Raw genomic sequence first — 17632 nt, 5'->3', positions numbered from 1 at the left:
ATGTTTCCTGCCGAGTGAGGTCCGGCTATTCTCCGGGCCGCGACGCGGTATTCCAAGGATGACCCTGGTGGGTTTCGTGTCATTTGATGACATCGGTTTTGTCTCACTCAAACCCGACAATCGCCTTGATCTCCAGATACTCCTCGAACCCGTGAACCCCATACTCACGGCCATTGCCTGAGCGCTTGTAGCCACCGAAGGGTGCCATCGGGTTCCACGCCGGGTAGTTCAACAGCACTTGCCCTGCGCGGATACGCGACGCGACGGCGCGGGCAAGATCAAGGTCCTGCCCCTGGACATGCGCGCCCAGCCCATAGACGGTGTCGTTGGCGATGGCGACGGCTTCATCCACCGTGTCATAGGCAATGATGCACAGCACCGGGCCGAAGATTTCTTCCTGGGCGATGCGCATGGCGCTGTCGACCTGCGAGAAAACCGTGGGGCGGGTGTAGAAACCTCGTTCAAAACCCTCCGGGCGTCCTGGGCCACCGCAGACAAGCTTGGCTCCCTCATGCAAGCCGACTTCGATCATGGTTTGCACGCGATTGAACTGGGCCTCGTTGGCGATGGGGCCGAGGATCGTTTCTTCCGATCGTGGATCGCCGACGATGATCGCGTTGGCGGTGGCGGCGGCCAACGCCTCGACTTCCGCCAGGCGGTTCCTTGGCACGATCATTCGGGTCGGTGCGCTGCACGATTGGCCGACGTTGCGAAATGCCGACATCACGCCCGGTGGCACGGCCTTGGCGAAGTCGGCGTCGGGCAACAGCACGTTCGGCGACTTGCCGCCCAATTCTTGCGTCACGCGCTTGACCGTCGGGGCGGCGGCCTGGGCCACCAGTGCGCCGGCGCGGTTCGAGCCGGTGATGGAGATCAGGTCGATGTCGAGATGCGCCGCCATGGCCGCGCCGACCTCGGCACCGCTGCCGTTCACCAGGTTGAAGACGCCAGCAGGCAGGCCTGCGTCATGCACCAATTGTGCGAAGAGAAGGGCGCTCAGGGGCGACAGTTCGCTGGGTTTCAACACCACCGTGCAACCAGCGGCAATCGCCGGGGCGACTTTGGCGGTGATTTGATACAGCGGCCAGTTCCACGGCGTGATGAGGCCGCAGACGCCAATGGGTTCGCGCTGAATGGCCGTGCCATGTTCGATCTTCTGGAAGCTGTAAGTGGACAGCACATCGCGGGCCACCCGAACATGTTCGGCGGCCAGCGGCACTTGCATGGCCCGTGCGAAGCCGATGGCCGCGCCCATCTCCAGCGAGAGCGCCTGGGCCAGTGCTTCTTTGCGTTCAAGGATCAGCGCATGGATCTTTCCAAGGATTTCCACGCGCGTTTGCACCGAAGTGGCGGACCAGCCGGGAAATGCTGCGCGAGCCGCCGCGACGGCGCGGTCAACGTCTTCACCTGAGCCGCGGGCGACCTCGGCAATGACTTGCTCGGTAGCGGGGTTGATCACCGGCAGCGTGGCCGGGTATGCCGCAGACTGCCAGTCACCATTGATATAGAACTGCTGGGACGTGGGCGGGGTGTTCGAAAATGGGGTGGTCATCCAACGGGCTCCCATAGAGCGGTGATAGCGTTGCCGGCAACAGATCCTGAGGCCGTTTTCTTCTCGATAAACTAACAAAGCGGCCCGGATGGGATATGCCGTTCTCAAGCCTGGCAAAGAAGAATCTGCTGTATCTGCCGGGTTAACTTGGCGAAAAAAATGGCAGCATCTGTCCGGGGCAAAAAGAGCGCCCAGGTGTTTGTGTCAAATGAGTCTGCCGGTGCCAGGCGTGCTCATCTGAGGCATGGTCAGGGCGGTCGGCTCGGTAAACCTGCGAATATCAAAAGGGCTGATCAGGGTGCCGGTGCAGCCGGTGCTGATCAGCTCGGCCATGACGTCGCCGACACCCGGGCCGAGCTGGAAGCCATGCCCGCAGAAACCAAAGGCATAGAACAACCCCTTGACCTTGCCGCTTGGGCCCATGATCGGCAGCGAGTCTGGCGTATAGCTTTCGATGCCGCTCCACACTCGGATGATGTTGAGGTTCGCCACCCCGGGCAGCAGGCGGCTCATCTGCTGCATCTGGTTGAGCAGGCTTTCGGGCTTGAAATAGGCGCGGCGGTTGATCATGTCCGGTTTGCAGCGGTTGCCGCCGCCGATGATGAGGTTGCCTCGAGGGATCTGTCGGAAATAAATCACCTCTTCCTTTATCTTGGTGAACACGCCGATTACGGTCGGCAAGGCATAGGGCACCGGCTCGGTGACCGACATCTGCGGGCCATTGGCTTCCAACGGCACCGCTTCGTCGAATTGCTCGGACAGCTTCGCCCCCCACGCGCCCGCCGTGATCAGCAGTTGCTCGGCGATGAATAGTTGGCCGTCGGTGGTGGTCATATGGAATTGGTCATTCACCTTTTGTACCGCAGCGACTTCTGTTCGCTCGCGGATGCTGGCCCCGGCCCGTGTCGCCGCGCGGGCAAATGCCGGGGCGGCCAGGCGCGGGTTGGCGTGGCCGTCGTGAGGGGCGTACGAGCCGCCCTTGACTTCTGCACCGAGGAACGGGAAACGCGCGTGCAACGCCTTGCCGGTGATGATCTGCAAGTCCAGCTCCCGCGCCTCGGGTGCGGCGGCGTAGGCTTCAAGCTCGGCGATTTCGTCCTCGCGATAACAGACGCGCATGTGGCCGCTGGGGATGAATTCCAGGTCATCGCCGATCAACTCGGGAAGCCGTTTCCACAATCCGTACGAGCGATTGGACAGTTCCAGTTGGCCGAGGAATCGCCCTTGGCGTCGCACGTTGCCGAAATTCACGCCACTGGCGTATTGGCCGATCAGGTCGCGTTCCAGCAGGGTCACCGAGTGCCCACGCTGGCGCAGGAAAAACGCCGACGCCGACCCCATGATGCCGCCGCCGATAATCAAGACGTCGCTTTTTTGTGGCTTCATGATGTTCTCTCACTTCCTGCCAGCGCTTCGATTTCGATCAGGTACCCATGGTGCAGCGCCGGGACGGGCACCACCGCGCGCGCAGGCCGATGTTCGCCGAGATAGTGGGCGTAGATCCGGTCGAAAGCTGGCCAGTGTTCGATACCGGCGACATAGACCGTCACTTTCAGCAGGTCGCTGGGGCTGCGGCCTGCCGCGCCGAGAATCGCCATCAGGTTGTCCAGGGCGATGGCGGCTTGCACTTCGAACGGTTGGTCGACGCTGTGGCTGCCTTCGGCGCGTACCGGCAGTTGCCCGGACACGTACAAGATGCCCTGGTGCAAGACCGCCTGGGCGTAATGTCCGCCGGGGGCGGACGCCTGGGTGGTCTGGATCAACTCGATTTCACCAGCCATGCAGACGACTCCAGGTGTGCACCGCGCCCGAGGCATCGCAGGCGCGGTAATCAGGGAATTGCGCACCGGTGGCGCAGGCGTGGTTGGGCAGGATGCGCAGGCGACTGCCGATGGGAAAACGCTCGGTGATATCGACGGCACCGGGACTGGAAAGGGTGACGATGCCGTGCTCCTGGTTGGCGCTGGTGAGCAGTGCGCCCTCGATCCAGTCGCCGGCTTCGCTGCACACCTGTCCGTAACCGAAGTCCCGTTGCTGGCGCTGCGTACCCCGATCACGACTCATCGCCATCCAGCCGGCATCGGTGATGATCCAGCCTTTGTCCGGCTGGTGACCGATCACCGTGGTCAGTACGCTCAAGGCCAGCTCGTCCACCTGGCAAACGCCGATGTTGTGCATCACCAGATCGAAGAACACATAGACGCCGGCGCGCACTTCAGTGACGCCTTCCAGGCTTTGCACCGAAAGTGCCGTGGGTGTGGAGCCGATGCTGACCTCGGGGCAGGTCAGCCCGGCTGCGCGGATGCGTTGGGCGGCGCTGACGCAGAGGTGGCGTTCTTGTTCGGCCAGGGCTTGCAGCGCTCGGGGCGTGTCGAGCTCGTAGCTGGACCCGGCATGGGTCATCACGCCGCACAACTGCATGCCGCCTTCGCTGAGTCGCCGCGCGATGTCGACCAGTGCATCGTCTTCAACGCGCACACCGGACCGATGGCCATCGCAATCGATCTCGATCCAGACCTCGAAGCGTTCGTCGTGCTGCCGGCCGAAATCGACGATGGCCTGCGTCGTCGCCAGACTGTCGGTCAAGAGGCTCAATTGGCAGCCTTTGCGTCGCAGCGTCAGTGCCTGGGCCAGTTTGCCGGGCGCCATGGACACGGCATAAAAGATGTCGCGGATGCCTTCGGCGAAGCAATGCTCGGCTTCCTTGAGGGTCGACACGGTGATGGCGCTGGCGCCTGCTGCCAGCTGCGCCTGAACCACCGGCAGGCATTTGCTGGTCTTGATGTGCGGGCGCAAACGCACCCCCAAGGCGTCCATGCGTTGTTGCATGCGCTGGATATTGCGCTGCATTCGCGGCACATCGATGAGCGCGACCGGGGTATCGAGGGAGGCAATTGAGACTGGCATGAACGAGGCTCGTGGGTGAAAGACAGGCTCGACTCTACTCAGTCATCGTAAAGCCGTGGTTCAATGCGCTGTCATCAATCATTAAGTTCAACTGAATGATCAGCCTCGAAGACCTGCGCATGGCCGTGACGCTGGCACGCTGCGAATCGTTGAGCGCCGCGGCACGGGCCCTTAATGTCTCGCCACCGGCGCTGTCCATGCGCCTGCGCAAACTGGAGACGCGCCTGGGCCTGACCCTGGCCAATCGCGACGCCCGGCGGCTGAGCCTGACCGCTGACGGCGAGCGTTTCTCGCGCCAGAGTGCGCTGTTGCTGGAACAGCTGGAGGCGCTGCCCGAATCGTTCAAGCAGCAAGACGATCAACTGGCCGGTACCCTCAGGCTGGCGGCACCGTTCGGCTATGGACGCCAACGCCTCGCGCCGCTGCTGGCCCGGTTTGCCAGGTTGCATCCGCAGCTATGCCTGCATCTGGACCTGCGCGAAACGCCCTGGCCTGACCGTCATGACAGCGATGCGGTGATTCACATCGGTCACCTGAGCGACAGCCAGTGGGTCGCCCGGCTCCTCACGCACAATGACCGTTGGCTGTGCGCGAGCCCCGCTTACCTGGCACAGAACGGCACACCGCTCGCGCCGGAGCAACTCGCCGAGCATCGCTGCATCTGTATTCGTGAAAACGATGAAGATGTCACCCTGTGGCACCTGCGCAATGTGCACGGGCGCAAGACCCTGCGGATCAAGCCTGCCTTGTTGAGCAACGACGGCAGCGTGGCCCGACACTGGGCCGAACAAGGCCTGGGGCTGGTGTTGCGTTCGCAATGGGACGTCAGCAAAGCCATCGCCGACGGCCGCCTGGTACGGGTGCTCGCCGATTGGCAATTCGACAGCGCCCCCATCAACCTGCTGGTGCCTTCGCGCAAACTGCGCAGCGCGCGGGTGCAGGCGTTGGTGAGCTTCCTGGAGGCTGAACTGAAGGTCTGAATAGGACACTGTTCCTACCGAGCCACCGCCATCGCGAGCAAGCTCGCTCCCACAAGGATTTATGCTGGCCTGGAACTCACTGACCGCCACAAATTCCCTGTGGAAGCGAGCTTGCTCGCGATGGCGGCGGTACATTCAACCCGGTTATCAAGGGCTGGCCCGAGGCGTAGATTCTGCCGCTACCGTCCCGCCATACCCCCGGTTTTCGCACCATAACGGCTCTCAAACCCACAGAAACACGGGCACGACGCCCACGCCTGGAGCATCCCGCAAAGTCTGCTGAGCGAGCCCCGCAAAACGGTGGTTTGTACCAAGCGGCCGGTATTTTTAACGATTTATCCACGGTCTCATGGTGTTGTAATAAAAACGTGATGCAGCGTTGCACCGATGCCTCACGAAAGGCGCCATCGTTCGCCTCGTCGAGCCTTCAACAACAATCCAGGACCGCACTCATGAGCTTTCTTCGACCCAAGTACATCACCTTCGACTGCTACGGCACGTTGACCAATTTCCAGATGGGCACCATGACCCGCGAGCTGTTCGCCGACCGTGTCGATGCCGGGCAGATGGACCAGTTCGTCAAGGATTTCTCCGCTTATCGCCTGGACCAGGTGATGGGTGACTGGCGGCCCTATGATGAAATCATCAAGACCTCCCTGATGCGGGTCTGCAAGCGTTGGGGCGTTGAATATCGCGGCGAAGGCCAGCTCTATTACGACGCCGTGCCAACCTGGGGTCCACACGCCGATGTACCGGCGGGCCTGTCGAAAATCGCCGACAAGATCCCCCTGGTGATTTTTTCCAACGCGATGGACGAGCAGATCATGTCCAACGTCGACAAGCTCGGCGCACCGTTCCATAAAGTCTTCACGGCCCAGCAGGCCCAGGCCTACAAGCCGCGCCTGGCCGCCTTCGAATTCATGCTCGATAACCTTGGCTGCGGACCGGAAGACGTCCTGCATGTGTCGTCGAGCTTCCGCTACGACCTGATGTCGGCCCACGACATGAAGATCAAGCACAAAGCCTTCGTCGCCCGCGGTCATGAACATCCGGCCAACGCTGCCTTTGGTTACCACCAGATCTCGGACATCGGCGGGTTGCCCGCGCTGGTCGGGCTCTGAGTCTCGACGCACGCTTGAAGGCGAAAGGGGTTAGACATGGGCAGTGAGTCCTATTGGCTCGACACCGCACCGGCGTTCACCGGTGCTCAGCTCGGCGGGTTGCCCGGGCAGGTGGATGTCGCCATCGTCGGTGGCGGCTTCACCGGTTTGGCGGCGGCGCGGGCCCTGGCCTTGAAGGGGGCCAGCGTGGCGGTGCTGGAAGCGGGCAGGGTGATTGGCGAGGCGTCAGGGCGCAACGGCGGGCATTGCAGTACCGGCGTGGCCCAGGATTACGCGGCACTCACCGCCAGCCTCGGCGCCGACAAGGCTCGGGCGTATTACCAAGCCTATGAAAGCGCCGTGCAGAGCGTCGTGACGCTGGTGGAGCAAGAGCAGATCGCTTGCGACCTCAAGCGCAACGGCAAGCTCAAGCTGGCCGCCAAGCCGATGCACTACGAAGGGTTGGCGCGCACCTGTGAATTGATCCGCAAGCAAGTCGATGCCGAGGTCGAGCTGCTGTCGGCCCAGGAGACGCGGGCGGAAGTCAATTCGGCGCAGTTTCACGGTGGCCTGTTGCAGCGCAATGGCGTGCAGATGCATGTCGGGCGTTTCGGCGTCGGCCTGGCCGAAGCGGCCGCCCGTCACGGTGCGTTGATCTTCCAGGGCGTGGCGGTGCAGGACTGGAAGGCCAGTGCCGGCGGGTATCGAGTCAACACCAGCAAGGGGACGCTGCAGGCTGCGCAGATCCTGCTGGCGACCGGCACCTGTCAGCAGGGCGGCCTGGGCTGGTATCGGCGGCGGATCGTCCCGGTGGGCAGTTTCGTGGTCGCCACCGAGGTCCTGCCCCAGGCGCTGATCGACAGCTTGCTGCCGGCCCGGCGCTCCTATGTCACCAGCCGGATGATCGGTAACTACTTTCGCCTGACCCCGGACAACCGTTTGCTGTTTGGCGGCCGCGCGCGGTTTGCCATGTCCGACAGCGTGTCCGATGCCAAGAGCGGCAAGGTGTTGCAAGCGGCCATGGTGCAGATGTTCCCGCAGTTGGCGAACACCCGGATCGACTATTGCTGGGGCGGCCTGGTGGACATGACCTCCGATCGCCTGCCCCGGGCCGGCCAGCATGGCGGGGTTTATCACTCCATGGGCTACAGCGGCCACGGTGTGCAGATGTCGGTACACATGGGGCAGGTCATGGCCGAGGTCATGGCCGGCAAGGTCGAGGCCAACCCTTGGCGCGAACTGGACTGGCCGGCCATCCCCGGGCACTTCGGCAAGCCTTGGTTTTTGCCGCTGGTCGGCGCGTATTACCGCCTGCAGGACTACCTGCACTGAGTTTCACCGCGTTGTTTGGCGTTTCAACCACGTTGCGTTAACGCACGTAATCGAGCCCTATCATTTTCCGAAAGGTAGAACTGACATGAGTGACACTAAAAACGGCATCAAAGACCAGTTGATCACCGGTACAGAAAGTCTGCGTGTTTTCGAAGGGCTCAACCGCGGCATGTCGCGCCGGCATGCCTTGCAAATGCTCGGGGTGGCCGGTGTGGCCGCGGCGGGTGCCGGCAGCCTGTTCGGCGCCGCCGGCAAGCTGTTTGCCGATGAGCAGGCAAAGCCCGGCAAAGGCAAGCCCGGCGGGCGTATCCGGGTCGCCGGTATCTCCAGTTCCACCGCCGATACCCTGGACCCGGCCAAAGGCTCATCGTCCACGGACTACGTGCGCCATTACATGTTCTACAACGGCCTGACGCGTTTCGACAGCCACATGGTGCCGCAACTGGAACTGGCCGAACGCATCGACACCACCGACGCCACGCTTTGGGTGATTACCCTGCGCAAGGAAGTGACCTTCCACAATGGCAAGGGCCTCACCGCCGCCGACGTGGTGTTTTCCCTGATGCGCCACAAGGACCCGATCACCGGTTCCAAGGTCTTGCCGCTGGCCGAGCAGTTTGCCGAGGTCAAGGCCACCGGCACCCATGAAGTGCAGATACGCCTGAGTGGCCCGAATTCCGAGCTGCCATCGATCCTTGCCATTTCCCATCTGTTGATCGTTCCCGAGGGCACCAGCGACTTCAACCAGGGCATCGGCACTGGTCCGTTCAAGGTCAAGGAATTCAAGCCTGGGGTGCGTTCCATCGGTGCGCGCAATACCAACTACTGGAAGCCTGGCCTGCCGTACCTGGACGAGATCGAATTCATCGGCATCGCTGACGAGCCGTCACGGGTCAACGCGTTGCTGTCGGGCGATGTGCAGATCATCAACGAGGTCAACCCGCGCTCGACCACGCGCATCAAGGACAGCACCACCCATCGCGTGGTGGATTCGCCGTCGGGTAACTACACCGACCTGATCATTCGCCAGGACCAGATGCCCGGCCAGAGCCCGGAATTCACCGAGGCGATGAAACTGCTGCTGGACCGCGAGCAGGTCAAGTCGGCGATCTTCCGTGGCTTCGCCAGGGTCGGCAACGACCACCCGATTGCCCCCGGCGCGCGTTTCTACAATGCCGATCTGCCGCAACGGACCTACGATCCGGAAAAGGCCCGTTTCCTGCTGAAGAAGGCCGGCATGGAAAGCATCAGCATGCCGGTGATGTGCTCGCCGGCCGCCACCGGTTCGGTCGACGTTGCCGTGCTGTTGCAGCAATCGGCCAAGGAGGCTGGGCTCAAGCTCAACGTCAATCGGCTGCCGAGCGACGGCTACTGGTCCAACCACTGGGCCAAGCACCCGCTGAGCTTCGGCAACATCAACCCGCGGCCCAACGCCGACATGCTGTTTTCGCAATTCTTCCAGTCCACCGCGCCGTGGAACGAATCCGGCTGGAAAAACCCGCAGTTCGACCAGTTGCTGGTGCAGGCTCGCGGTGAAACCGATGAAGCCAAGCGCGGCAAGATGTACGCGGACATGCAGACCTTGGTGCATGACCACTGCGGCATCGGCATCCCGGTATTCATCAGCAACATCGATGGCGTCGACCAGCGCGTCAAAGGTTATGGCACCAACCCGCTGGGCGGTTTCATGGGCTATATGTTCGCCGAGCAAGTCTGGCTTGAGGCTTGATGCGTGTTGTCTTGCGGCGTGACATGGCACAAGGGGTAGGGCGATGAATAGCAACACACTTTGGTTGATCGGCCGGCGCCTGGGCGCAGCGGTCGTGACCCTGTTGATCGTATCGATGGTGGTGTTCGCCATTACGGCGGTGTTGCCGGGAGACGCGGCGCAACAGTCCCTGGGACAGTTCGCCACGCCTGAGCAAGTGGCGGCCCTGCGGGTGAAGATGGGCCTGGACCAACCGGGTGTGTTGCGCTACCTGCACTGGTTGATGAGCCTGCTCAGCGGCGACATGGGCGTGTCGATCTCCAACGCCACGCCGGTCACCGAGTTGATGGCTGGCCGGGTCCCCAACACCCTGATGCTGGCGGCGGCCACGGCGCTGGTGTCGGTGCCCGTGGCGTTGGTCCTGGGCATCGGTTCGGCGATGGGGCGAGGGGGGCGCATCGACGGCTTGCTGAGTTTCTTCACCCTGACGATGGTGGCGGTGCCGGAGTTCCTGGTCGCCACCCTGGCGGTGCTGATCTTTGCGGTGAACCTGGGCTGGCTTTCGGCGCTGTCCTATTCCAGCGAGATCACTTCGCCGCTGCAATTCATGCGCACCTATGCCTTGCCGGTGATGACCCTGTGCTGCGTCATCGTCGCGCAAATGGCGCGCATGACCCGGGCGGCGGTGATCGACCAGCTCGACAGCCCCTACGTGGAAATGGCCCGCCTCAAGGGCGTGAGCCCGGTGCGGGTGGTGCTGCGCCATGCCTTGCCCAATGCCATCGGGCCGATCGCCAATGCCATCGCCCTGAGCCTGTCCTACCTGCTGGGTGGGGTGGTGATCGTCGAGACGATTTTCAACTATCCCGGTATCGCCAGCCTGATGGTCGATGCCGTGACCAACCGCGACATGGCGTTGGTCCAGGCCTGCACCATGCTGTTTTGCACGGCGTACCTGACCTTGGTGCTGGTGGCTGACCTGTGCGCGATCCTGTCCAATCCGAGGCTGAGAAACCAATGAACAATCTCATTGTGAAATCCCCGCCTGCGGCACCCGAACTGGCCTTGGGCAAGGTGTCGCGCAAAACGCCCTGGCTCGGCCTGATCGGCGCCGCGATGTGTGTGATCTGGTTGCTGGTGGCTATCTTCGGGCCATGGCTGGCGCCGCACCCGGTGGGGGAAGTGGTCTCCGACAATGTCTTTGACAACCTCAGCGCCACGTATCCGATGGGCACCGATTATCTGGGCCGTGACATGCTCAGCCGCATTCTCGTGGGCGCGCGTTTCACGGTGGGCCTGGCGTTGGTGGCGGCGGTGCTGGCCAGTGGGCTGGGCACCAGTTGCGCGCTGCTGTCGGTGGTTTCGCCGAAGTGGCTGGATGAGCTGATCAGCCGCCTGATGGACGCCTTCATTTCGATCCCGAGCAAGATGCTGGCGCTGATCATGGTTTCGGCGTTCGGCTCGTCGGTGACCCTGCTGATCTGCACGGCGGTGCTCAGCTTCATGCCGGGGGCGTTTCGTATCGCCCGCAGCATGGCGGTGAACATCGAGGCCCTGGAGTACGTGCAAGTGGCCCGCACCCGTGGCGAGCGCCGGCTGTACATCGCCTGTGTGGAAATCCTGCCCAACATGCTCAACCCGGTGCTGACCGACCTGGGCCTGCGTTTTGGCTTCATCGTCCTGCTGCTCAGCGGCATGAGCTTCCTCGGCCTGGGCGTGCAACCGCCGGATGCCGACCTGGGTTCGCTGGTGCGGGAAAACATCGGCGGCCTCAACCAGGGCGCGCCGGCCATCGTGATTCCGGCGCTGGCCATCGGCACCCTGACCATCGGCGTCAATCTGTTTATCGACCGCTTGTCTTCGCGGCGCAACCGACGTACGGGAGGCCATTGATATGAGCCAATTGATCCGAGTCGAGAACCTGCGGGTGGTCGCCTGTGGCGAGCGCAGCGAGGTGGAGATCGTCAAGGGCGTGAGTTTCTCCCTGGAGAAAGGTGAAGTGCTGGCGCTGATCGGCGAGTCCGGTTCGGGCAAGACCACCATCGCCCTGGCGCTGCTCGGTTATGCCCGGCGCGGTTGTCGCCTGGCCGGCGGCGTGGTGCAGATTGGCGAGCACGACATGCTCGCCTTGAGTGAGCGCGAACTGCAAGGCCTGCGCGGCAACCGGGTGTCGTACATCGCCCAAAGCGCCGCCGCGGCGTTCAACCCGGCCAAGCAACTTATCGACCAAGTGGTGGAAGGCGCGTTGATCCATGGCTTGGGCAGCCGGGCCGTGCTCGAAGCCAAGGCCATCGAACTGTTCCGCGACCTGGCGCTGCCCAACCCCGAATGCATCGGCCAGCGCTATCCCCACCAGGTATCCGGCGGGCAACTGCAGCGGGTGATGGCGGCCATGGCGCTGATCAGCGATCCGCTGCTGGTGGTGCTCGATGAGCCGACCACGGCCCTCGATGTGACCACCCAGATCGACGTGCTGCGCGCCTTCAAGCGGGTGGTGCGCGAGCGTGGCGCGACGGCGGTCTACGTGTCCCACGACCTGGCCGTCGTGGCGCAGATGGCTGACCAGATCGTGGTGCTCAACGGCGGGCAGATCTTCGAGCAGAGCGCCACCGCGCCGCTGCTCAAGGGCCCGGCTCATGCCTACACCCGCAGCCTGCTCGCGGCGGCACGGCCCGACACGACGATTCGCCCGCCATGCGGCGTGGCCGAAGACACGCCGCTGCTGACCATCAAGGGCCTGACCGCCGGCTACGGCAACAAGAACCAGCAGGGCATGCCGTCGATCCGGGTGCTCGAAGACATTGACCTGACCGTGCGCAGGGGCCAGGCCATCGGTGTGATCGGTGAGTCGGGCTCGGGCAAATCGACCCTGGCGCGGGTGGTGGCCGGGCTGCTGACCCCGGCCCTGGGCGGGCTGACGTTTGACGGTCAGCCATTGGGTGGCAGCCTGTCCGAACGCACGGACGAACAGTTCCGGCGCATTCAAATGGTGTTCCAGAACGCCGACACCGCGCTCAACCCGATGCACAGCATCAGCACCATCCTGAGCCGACCGTTGAAGATGTATTTCGGCCTCAAGGGCGCGGCGCTGCGTGAGCGTATCGGCGAGTTGCTCGACCTGGTGCGTCTGCCACGGGACATGGCCGAGCGCCGCCCGAGCGAACTCTCCGGCGGGCAAAAGCAGCGGGTCAACCTGGCCCGGGCACTGGCGGCCAAGCCGGACCTGATCCTGTGCGATGAAGTGACCTCGGCCCTCGACACCGTGGTCGGTGCGGCGATCCTCGAACTGCTGCGCGACCTGCGCCAGCAATTGGGCGTGTCCTACCTGTTCATCAGCCACGACATCTCCACGGTGCGGGCGCTGTGCGACGACATTGTGGTGATGTACAGCGGCCACAAGATTCAAGAGGGCAACCGGCAATCGTTCGCCCAGGCGCCGTTCCATCCCTACACCGACCTGCTGATCCATTCCGTACCGGAGATGCGCCAGGGTTGGCTGGAAAGTTGTGGCGCCACCACCTGCGGCACGCTGCCGCCGTTGGGTGCGCGCGCCGAGGGGGCGCAGCTGTGCACCTTCCTCAATCGCTGCCCGGTGCGGGTCGACGGCCTGTGCAACCAAACCGCGCCGCCCCGGCAGATCATCGACGGCGGCAGCGAGGTGCTCTGTCATCACGACAGTGCCGAGCTGCTCAAGCACCAACAGGATTCAAACAGCATGATCGTGGGAGCCTACGCATGAACGCGCGTTTCGTGAGGTTGGCCGAACAGGGCCGGCCCGTCGTCAAATTGAAAGTCGATGGCGTCCCGGTCGAGGCGTTGCAGGGCGACACGCTGATGGTCGCCTTGCTGACCAACGGCCCGGCGTTGCGCCAGTCGGAATTCGATCCGGGCAGCCGGGCCGGTTTCTGTCTGATGGGCGCCTGCCAGGATTGCTGGGTCTGGACCCGCAGCGGCGAGCGCCTGCGGGCCTGCTCCAATGAAGTACGCGAAGGGCTGGACATCATCACTCAACAACCGGAGGCGATATGGCCACTGCGCGGCTGAACACCCATCGAGTCGTCATTGTCGGCGCCGGGCCGGCCGGCATCCGTTGTGCCCAGACCCTGGTCGAGGCGGGCTTCAAGCCGATCCTGCTCGATGAAAACCGTCGCGATGGCGGGCAGATCTACCGGCGCCAGCCCGAAGGGTTCACCCGCAGCTACGCCACGCTGTACGGCACCGAGGCGGACAAGGCTCGTGACCTGCACGAAAGCTTCGACCGCTTGCGCCCGCAGATCGACTACCGCCCGGATACACTGGTGTGGAACCTGACACCCGGGCAATTGTGCTGCGTCAGCCAGGGCCAGCACACGACGGTGGATTACGATGCGCTGATCCTGTGCACCGGCGCCACCGACCGCCTGATGCCCATCGAGGGCTGGCAACTGGGCGGCACCTACAGCCTCGGTGGGGCACAGATCGCCTTGAAGGCCCAGGCGGTTTCCATCGGCCATCGCGTGGTGTTCATGGGCAGCGGGCCGTTGCTGTATCTGGTCGCCAGCCAATACCTCAAGGCCGGCGCCAACGTCGCGGCGGTGCTCGATACATCGCCGCTGGGCCAGCGCATCAAAGCCTTGCCCAAACTCATGGCGCGCCCGGGTTTGCTGTTCACCGGCATGAAACTGTTGGCGCAGTTGTATCGGGCGAAAGTTGCTGTGCACCTGGGGATTTCGCCGCTGCAAATTCTGGGCGAGGCGACCACCGGCGTCAGCGGTGTGCGGGTGCGTACCGCCAGTGGGGAAACCTTGACGGTGGCGTGCGACGCGGTGGCGCTGGGTTATCACTTGCGCCCGGAAACCCAACTGGCTGACCTCGCGGGTTGTCGCCTGCGTTTTGACGAGGCCTCCAGCCAATGGCTGCTGGACACGGATGAAGAGGGACGGACCTCGGTCAGCGGTGTCTACGCCGCCGGGGATGGTTCGAAGATCCGTGGCGCTGACGCTGCCGAGCATGCCGGGCGCCTGGTCGCCTTGGCGTTGCTCGGCGATTTGCAGCAGCCGGTGGACGCCGCGCGGGTCGCCGAGCAGCGCCAGGCGCTCAAGGTGATGGACGCGTTTCGCCTCGGCCTGGCCCAGGCGTTTCCCTGGCCAGCGGCACAAGCCAAGGCCTTGCCGGACGAAGCCATCGTCTGCCGCTGCGAGATGATCAGCGCCGGCGAACTGCGCCGCACCGTCAGCGAAAAGGGCGCCTGTGAAGTCAACCGGGCCAAGGCGTTCAGTCGGGTCGGCATGGGCCGCTGCCAGGGGCGTTATTGCTCCCAGGCTGGGGCCGAAGTGATTGCTGCAGCAGCGGGTGTCCAGGTGCAAGAGGTGGGGCGCCAGCGCGGCCAGGCCCCCGTCAAACCACTTTCAATGCTCACACGGGAGGTGACGCCATGACGGTCAATAAAGCCGATGTGGTGATTGTCGGCGGCGGCCTGATGGGCTCGGCGGCGGCGTTTTTCCTGCGCCAACGGGGGCAGTCGGTGATCCTGCTGGAGCGTGACCAGATCGGCCAGTACGCCAGCGGCGTGAACTTCGGCAACGTGCGGCGTCAGGGGCGTTTTCTCGGCCAACTGGAACTGGCGAACCGCTCCTGGGCGCTGTGGAAACGCCTGCCGGAGCTGATCGACGACGACCTGGAGTTCATCGCCAGCGGGCACATGCGCGTGTGTTATCGCGAGGATGAAATCCCTGAGCTCGAGGCTTATGCGGCCGCCCCCGAAGCGGCGCAACTGGACTTGAAGATCTATCGCGGCAGCGAACTGCACGCGCGTTTTCCGTTTCTCGGCAAGGACGTCAAGGGCGGCTCCTATGCGCCGCACGACGGCCATGCCAACCCGCGTCTGGCAGCCCCGGCCTTTGCCCGGGCGGCACGGCGGCTCGGTGCTCGCATCGAGGAACGCACCGAGGTGGCCCAGGTGCAGAAGGTCGGTGACGGGTTCAGCATCAGCACCACCGATGGCCGCCAGTTCAGCGCCGCCCAACTGTTGATTACCGCGGGCGCCTGGGGCCAGAAGCTCTCGGCGCAATTCGGCGAGCCGGTGCCGCTGGAAACCAACGGCCCGCAAATGGCCGTCACCGAACCGGTGCCTTACGCCTTGCCGACGGTGATCGGCGTGTACACCAAGATTCCTGAAGAAGTGATCTATTTCCGCCAGATTCCCCGGGGCAATATCATCATCGGCGGCGGCTATCGCAGCAAGCCGGACATGCTCAACCGCCGGGCCTATGTCGAGCCGCGCAGCATTCTCAATCAATTGGACCAGATGCGTCGGCTGCTGCCGGGGGTCGGCAATCTCAACATCATCCGCGTGTGGAGCGGCATCGAAGGTTACCTGTCCGATTCCCTGCCGGTGATGGGGCCCAGTGGCAACGTCGATGGCTTGTACTATGCGTTCGGCTTCAGCGGCCATGGCTTCCAGCTCGGTCCGGGCGTTGGCGATGTCATGGCTGAACTGATCAGCACGGGCAGTACTCGAACCTTCATCGAGCCGTTCTCCATCCGCCGGTTCGCCCTTTCCGCCGAGCAACGGAGCAAGGCCTCATGAAACCCCGCGTGTTAGCCATTTTCGAACGCTTGCTGGCGTTTGAAACGGTCTCTTCAGAATCGAACCTGGCCCTGATCGAGTACGTGCGCGAGCTGTTGCTGGGCAAGGGCATCGAGTCGTTGATCGTCAAGGATGAGAGTGGCAAGAAGGCCAACCTGTTCGCCAGCACCGGCCCAAGTGACTTGCCTGGAGTCCTGCTGTCCGGCCACACCGACGTAGTGCCGGCGGCGGGGCAGGCCTGGACCGTCCCGGCGTTCCAGGCGACCGTGCGCGACGGGCGGGTCTACGGACGTGGCAGTTGTGACATGAAAGGTTTCATCGCGCTGGCCATCGACGCCATGCTCGATGCCGCCGACCATTCGCTGAACCGGCCATTGCAACTGGCACTTTCCCACGACGAAGAAATTGGTTGCGTGGGCGTGCGGCGCTTGCTCGACGTGCTGCACCTGGCGCCGGTGCGGCCGTTTTTGTGCGTGATCGGCGAGCCGACCAACATGCAGTTCGTGCTCGGCCACAAGGGCAAGGGTTCCTATCGCACCTACTGTCGCGGCCTGGAGGCGCACTCATCGCTGGCACCGCGCTCGGTCAATGCGATTCACGTGGCCTGCGATTTCATCGCGGCGTTGCGCCAGAGCCAGCAGCAGTTGCAAGAGCAGGGCGCTCAGGACCCAGACTACGACGTGCCCTACAGCACTGTGCATGTCGGGCAGATTGTTGGCGGCAAGGCCCTGAACATTGTGCCGAACCTGTGCACCCTGGATTTCGAAGTGCGCAATTTGCCGGATGACGATCTGGACCTGTTCCTGGAGCAACTGCGCGAACGCGCCGAGGTGATCGTGCGCGAGGCGAAAAAGCTCTCCAGCGTCGCGGACATCGAGATCGAAACCCTCAACGTCTATCCGGGCCTCGATACCCATCCGAGCGTCGAAGCGGTGCGCTTCCTGAAAAACTTCGTCACCCCGGACACCGGCACCGCCAAGGTTTCCTTCGGCACCGAGGGCGGCTTGTTCAAGCAGCGCCTGGATGTACCCGTGGTGGTCTGCGGCCCAGGCTCCATCGAACAGGCGCACAAGCCAGATGAGTTCATCGAGATCAGCCAGATGGAGGCGGGGGAGCGGTTTCTGGAAGGGTTGCTCGGCTCCCTGAAAATCTAAGCCCTGCACAGAAAAAAATGTGGGAGCACACCTGCAGGAGCACACTTGTGGGAGCAAAGCTGTAGGAGCATACCTGTGGGAGTACACCTATAGGAGCACACCTGTAGGAGCACAGCTCTGGGAGCACAGCTGTGGGAGCAAAGCTTGCTCGCGATGAACGATGACACGGTCTTGATTGATGTCGCCTGATCCACCGCCATCGCGAGCAAGCTTTGCTCCCACAGTGTTCAGTCTTCAGTGCTCAGTGTTCAGTGTTCAGTGCTCAGTCTTCAGTCTTCAGTCTTCGGTGTTTAGCCAGGGGCCTCGGTAGAGCCTGCCGTCCCGCCTCGAA

Annotated in this window: 15 protein-coding genes; 11 read left to right on the top strand and 4 right to left on the bottom strand. The window is 63.3% G+C overall.

The features are described 5' to 3' along the window. Window positions 1-103: 103 nt before the first annotated feature. The 4 genes from GFU70_RS17150 to GFU70_RS17135 form a co-directional block, all read right to left on the bottom strand. Window positions 104-1552 (bottom strand): aldehyde dehydrogenase family protein, encoded by a 1449-nt coding sequence (locus tag GFU70_RS17150; protein ID WP_153388482.1) that lies wholly within the window; start codon window positions 1550-1552, stop codon window positions 104-106. A gap of 204 nt (window positions 1553-1756) precedes the next feature. Further along, complete coding sequence (locus GFU70_RS17145; RefSeq protein WP_153388481.1) at window positions 1757-2938, bottom strand: NAD(P)/FAD-dependent oxidoreductase; 1182 nt, start codon at window positions 2936-2938, stop codon at window positions 1757-1759. Beyond that, window positions 2935-3333 carry a RidA family protein gene (locus GFU70_RS17140; protein ID WP_153388480.1) on the bottom strand — a complete coding sequence of 133 codons (399 nt, stop codon included), beginning with the start codon at window positions 3331-3333 and terminating at the stop codon, window positions 2935-2937. The genes GFU70_RS17145 and GFU70_RS17140 overlap by 4 nt, the downstream gene beginning before the upstream one ends. Further along, on the bottom strand, window positions 3323-4459 hold the full coding sequence (locus tag GFU70_RS17135) for a DSD1 family PLP-dependent enzyme (RefSeq protein ID WP_116641916.1): 1137 nt from the start codon (window positions 4457-4459) through the stop codon (window positions 3323-3325). The genes GFU70_RS17140 and GFU70_RS17135 overlap by 11 nt, the downstream gene beginning before the upstream one ends. Window positions 4460-4554: 95 nt before the next feature. On the opposite strand from GFU70_RS17135, the gene GFU70_RS17130 reads away from it, so the two are divergent. The 11 genes from GFU70_RS17130 to argE all read left to right on the top strand — a co-directional run bounded on the left by GFU70_RS17130 (window position 4555) and on the right by argE (window position 17301). Next, complete coding sequence (locus tag GFU70_RS17130) at window positions 4555-5439, top strand: LysR family transcriptional regulator (protein ID WP_058544726.1); 885 nt, start codon at window positions 4555-4557, stop codon at window positions 5437-5439. Between the two features lie 452 nt (window positions 5440-5891). Continuing rightward, window positions 5892-6560, top strand: a complete 669-nt coding sequence (locus GFU70_RS17125) for a haloacid dehalogenase type II (protein WP_018601252.1) — start codon at window positions 5892-5894, stop codon at window positions 6558-6560. A gap of 36 nt (window positions 6561-6596) precedes the next feature. After that, window positions 6597-7871: an NAD(P)/FAD-dependent oxidoreductase gene (locus GFU70_RS17120; protein ID WP_058544727.1), complete on the top strand. Its 1275-nt coding sequence runs from the start codon at window positions 6597-6599 to the stop codon at window positions 7869-7871. A gap of 85 nt (window positions 7872-7956) precedes the next feature. Continuing rightward, window positions 7957-9600 carry an ABC transporter substrate-binding protein gene (locus tag GFU70_RS17115; RefSeq protein ID WP_153388479.1) on the top strand — a complete coding sequence of 548 codons (1644 nt, stop codon included), beginning with the start codon at window positions 7957-7959 and terminating at the stop codon, window positions 9598-9600. 43 nt (window positions 9601-9643) lie between these two features. Next, window positions 9644-10600: an ABC transporter permease gene (locus tag GFU70_RS17110; protein WP_058544729.1), complete on the top strand. Its 957-nt coding sequence runs from the start codon at window positions 9644-9646 to the stop codon at window positions 10598-10600. Continuing rightward, entirely contained in the window at window positions 10597-11472 is an 876-nt protein-coding gene (locus GFU70_RS17105; RefSeq protein ID WP_058544730.1) for an ABC transporter permease, read from the top strand. The genes GFU70_RS17110 and GFU70_RS17105 overlap by 4 nt, the downstream gene beginning before the upstream one ends. 1 nt (window position 11473) lies before the next feature. After that, window positions 11474-13318, top strand: coding sequence for an ABC transporter ATP-binding protein (locus GFU70_RS17100; protein WP_153388478.1), 1845 nt, complete (start codon window positions 11474-11476; stop codon window positions 13316-13318). Continuing rightward, a complete protein-coding gene (locus GFU70_RS17095) occupies window positions 13315-13623 on the top strand; it encodes a (2Fe-2S)-binding protein (protein WP_058544732.1) in 309 nt (102 codons plus the stop codon). Before GFU70_RS17100 ends, GFU70_RS17095 begins: the two co-directional genes overlap by 4 nt. Then, on the top strand, window positions 13605-14996 hold the full coding sequence (locus GFU70_RS17090; RefSeq protein ID WP_153388477.1) for an NAD(P)/FAD-dependent oxidoreductase: 1392 nt from the start codon (window positions 13605-13607) through the stop codon (window positions 14994-14996). The genes GFU70_RS17095 and GFU70_RS17090 overlap by 19 nt, the downstream gene beginning before the upstream one ends. Continuing rightward, complete coding sequence (locus GFU70_RS17085) at window positions 14993-16147, top strand: NAD(P)/FAD-dependent oxidoreductase (protein WP_058544734.1); 1155 nt, start codon at window positions 14993-14995, stop codon at window positions 16145-16147. Before GFU70_RS17090 ends, GFU70_RS17085 begins: the two co-directional genes overlap by 4 nt. Then, the gene (gene argE / locus GFU70_RS17080; protein ID WP_058544735.1) at window positions 16144-17301 is read left to right on the top strand and encodes an acetylornithine deacetylase; all 1158 of its coding nucleotides are present in this window, start codon (window positions 16144-16146) and stop codon (window positions 17299-17301) included. The genes GFU70_RS17085 and argE overlap by 4 nt, the downstream gene beginning before the upstream one ends. Window positions 17302-17632 lie beyond the last annotated feature (331 nt).

Source organism: Pseudomonas brassicacearum, assembly GCF_009601685.2.
Taxonomy (GTDB): domain Bacteria; phylum Pseudomonadota; class Gammaproteobacteria; order Pseudomonadales; family Pseudomonadaceae; genus Aquipseudomonas; species Aquipseudomonas kilonensis_B.
Note: the sequence above shows the minus strand (reverse complement) of the source record. Positions and strands in the feature narration are given on the sequence as shown.

Coding starts and splice junctions, on each gene's coding strand:
- GFU70_RS17150 (WP_153388482.1), bottom strand. CDS start 1,552: ATGACCACCCCATTTTCGAACACCCCGCCCACGTCCCAGCAGTTCTAT.
- GFU70_RS17145 (WP_153388481.1), bottom strand. CDS start 2,938: ATGAAGCCACAAAAAAGCGACGTCTTGATTATCGGCGGCGGCATCATG.
- GFU70_RS17140 (WP_153388480.1), bottom strand. CDS start 3,333: ATGGCTGGTGAAATCGAGTTGATCCAGACCACCCAGGCGTCCGCCCCC.
- GFU70_RS17135 (WP_116641916.1), bottom strand. CDS start 4,459: ATGCCAGTCTCAATTGCCTCCCTCGATACCCCGGTCGCGCTCATCGAT.
- GFU70_RS17130 (WP_058544726.1), top strand. CDS start 4,555: ATGATCAGCCTCGAAGACCTGCGCATGGCCGTGACGCTGGCACGCTGC.
- GFU70_RS17125 (WP_018601252.1), top strand. CDS start 5,892: ATGAGCTTTCTTCGACCCAAGTACATCACCTTCGACTGCTACGGCACG.
- GFU70_RS17120 (WP_058544727.1), top strand. CDS start 6,597: ATGGGCAGTGAGTCCTATTGGCTCGACACCGCACCGGCGTTCACCGGT.
- GFU70_RS17115 (WP_153388479.1), top strand. CDS start 7,957: ATGAGTGACACTAAAAACGGCATCAAAGACCAGTTGATCACCGGTACA.
- GFU70_RS17110 (WP_058544729.1), top strand. CDS start 9,644: ATGAATAGCAACACACTTTGGTTGATCGGCCGGCGCCTGGGCGCAGCG.
- GFU70_RS17105 (WP_058544730.1), top strand. CDS start 10,597: ATGAACAATCTCATTGTGAAATCCCCGCCTGCGGCACCCGAACTGGCC.
- GFU70_RS17100 (WP_153388478.1), top strand. CDS start 11,474: ATGAGCCAATTGATCCGAGTCGAGAACCTGCGGGTGGTCGCCTGTGGC.
- GFU70_RS17095 (WP_058544732.1), top strand. CDS start 13,315: ATGAACGCGCGTTTCGTGAGGTTGGCCGAACAGGGCCGGCCCGTCGTC.
- GFU70_RS17090 (WP_153388477.1), top strand. CDS start 13,605: ATGGCCACTGCGCGGCTGAACACCCATCGAGTCGTCATTGTCGGCGCC.
- GFU70_RS17085 (WP_058544734.1), top strand. CDS start 14,993: ATGACGGTCAATAAAGCCGATGTGGTGATTGTCGGCGGCGGCCTGATG.
- argE (WP_058544735.1), top strand. CDS start 16,144: ATGAAACCCCGCGTGTTAGCCATTTTCGAACGCTTGCTGGCGTTTGAA.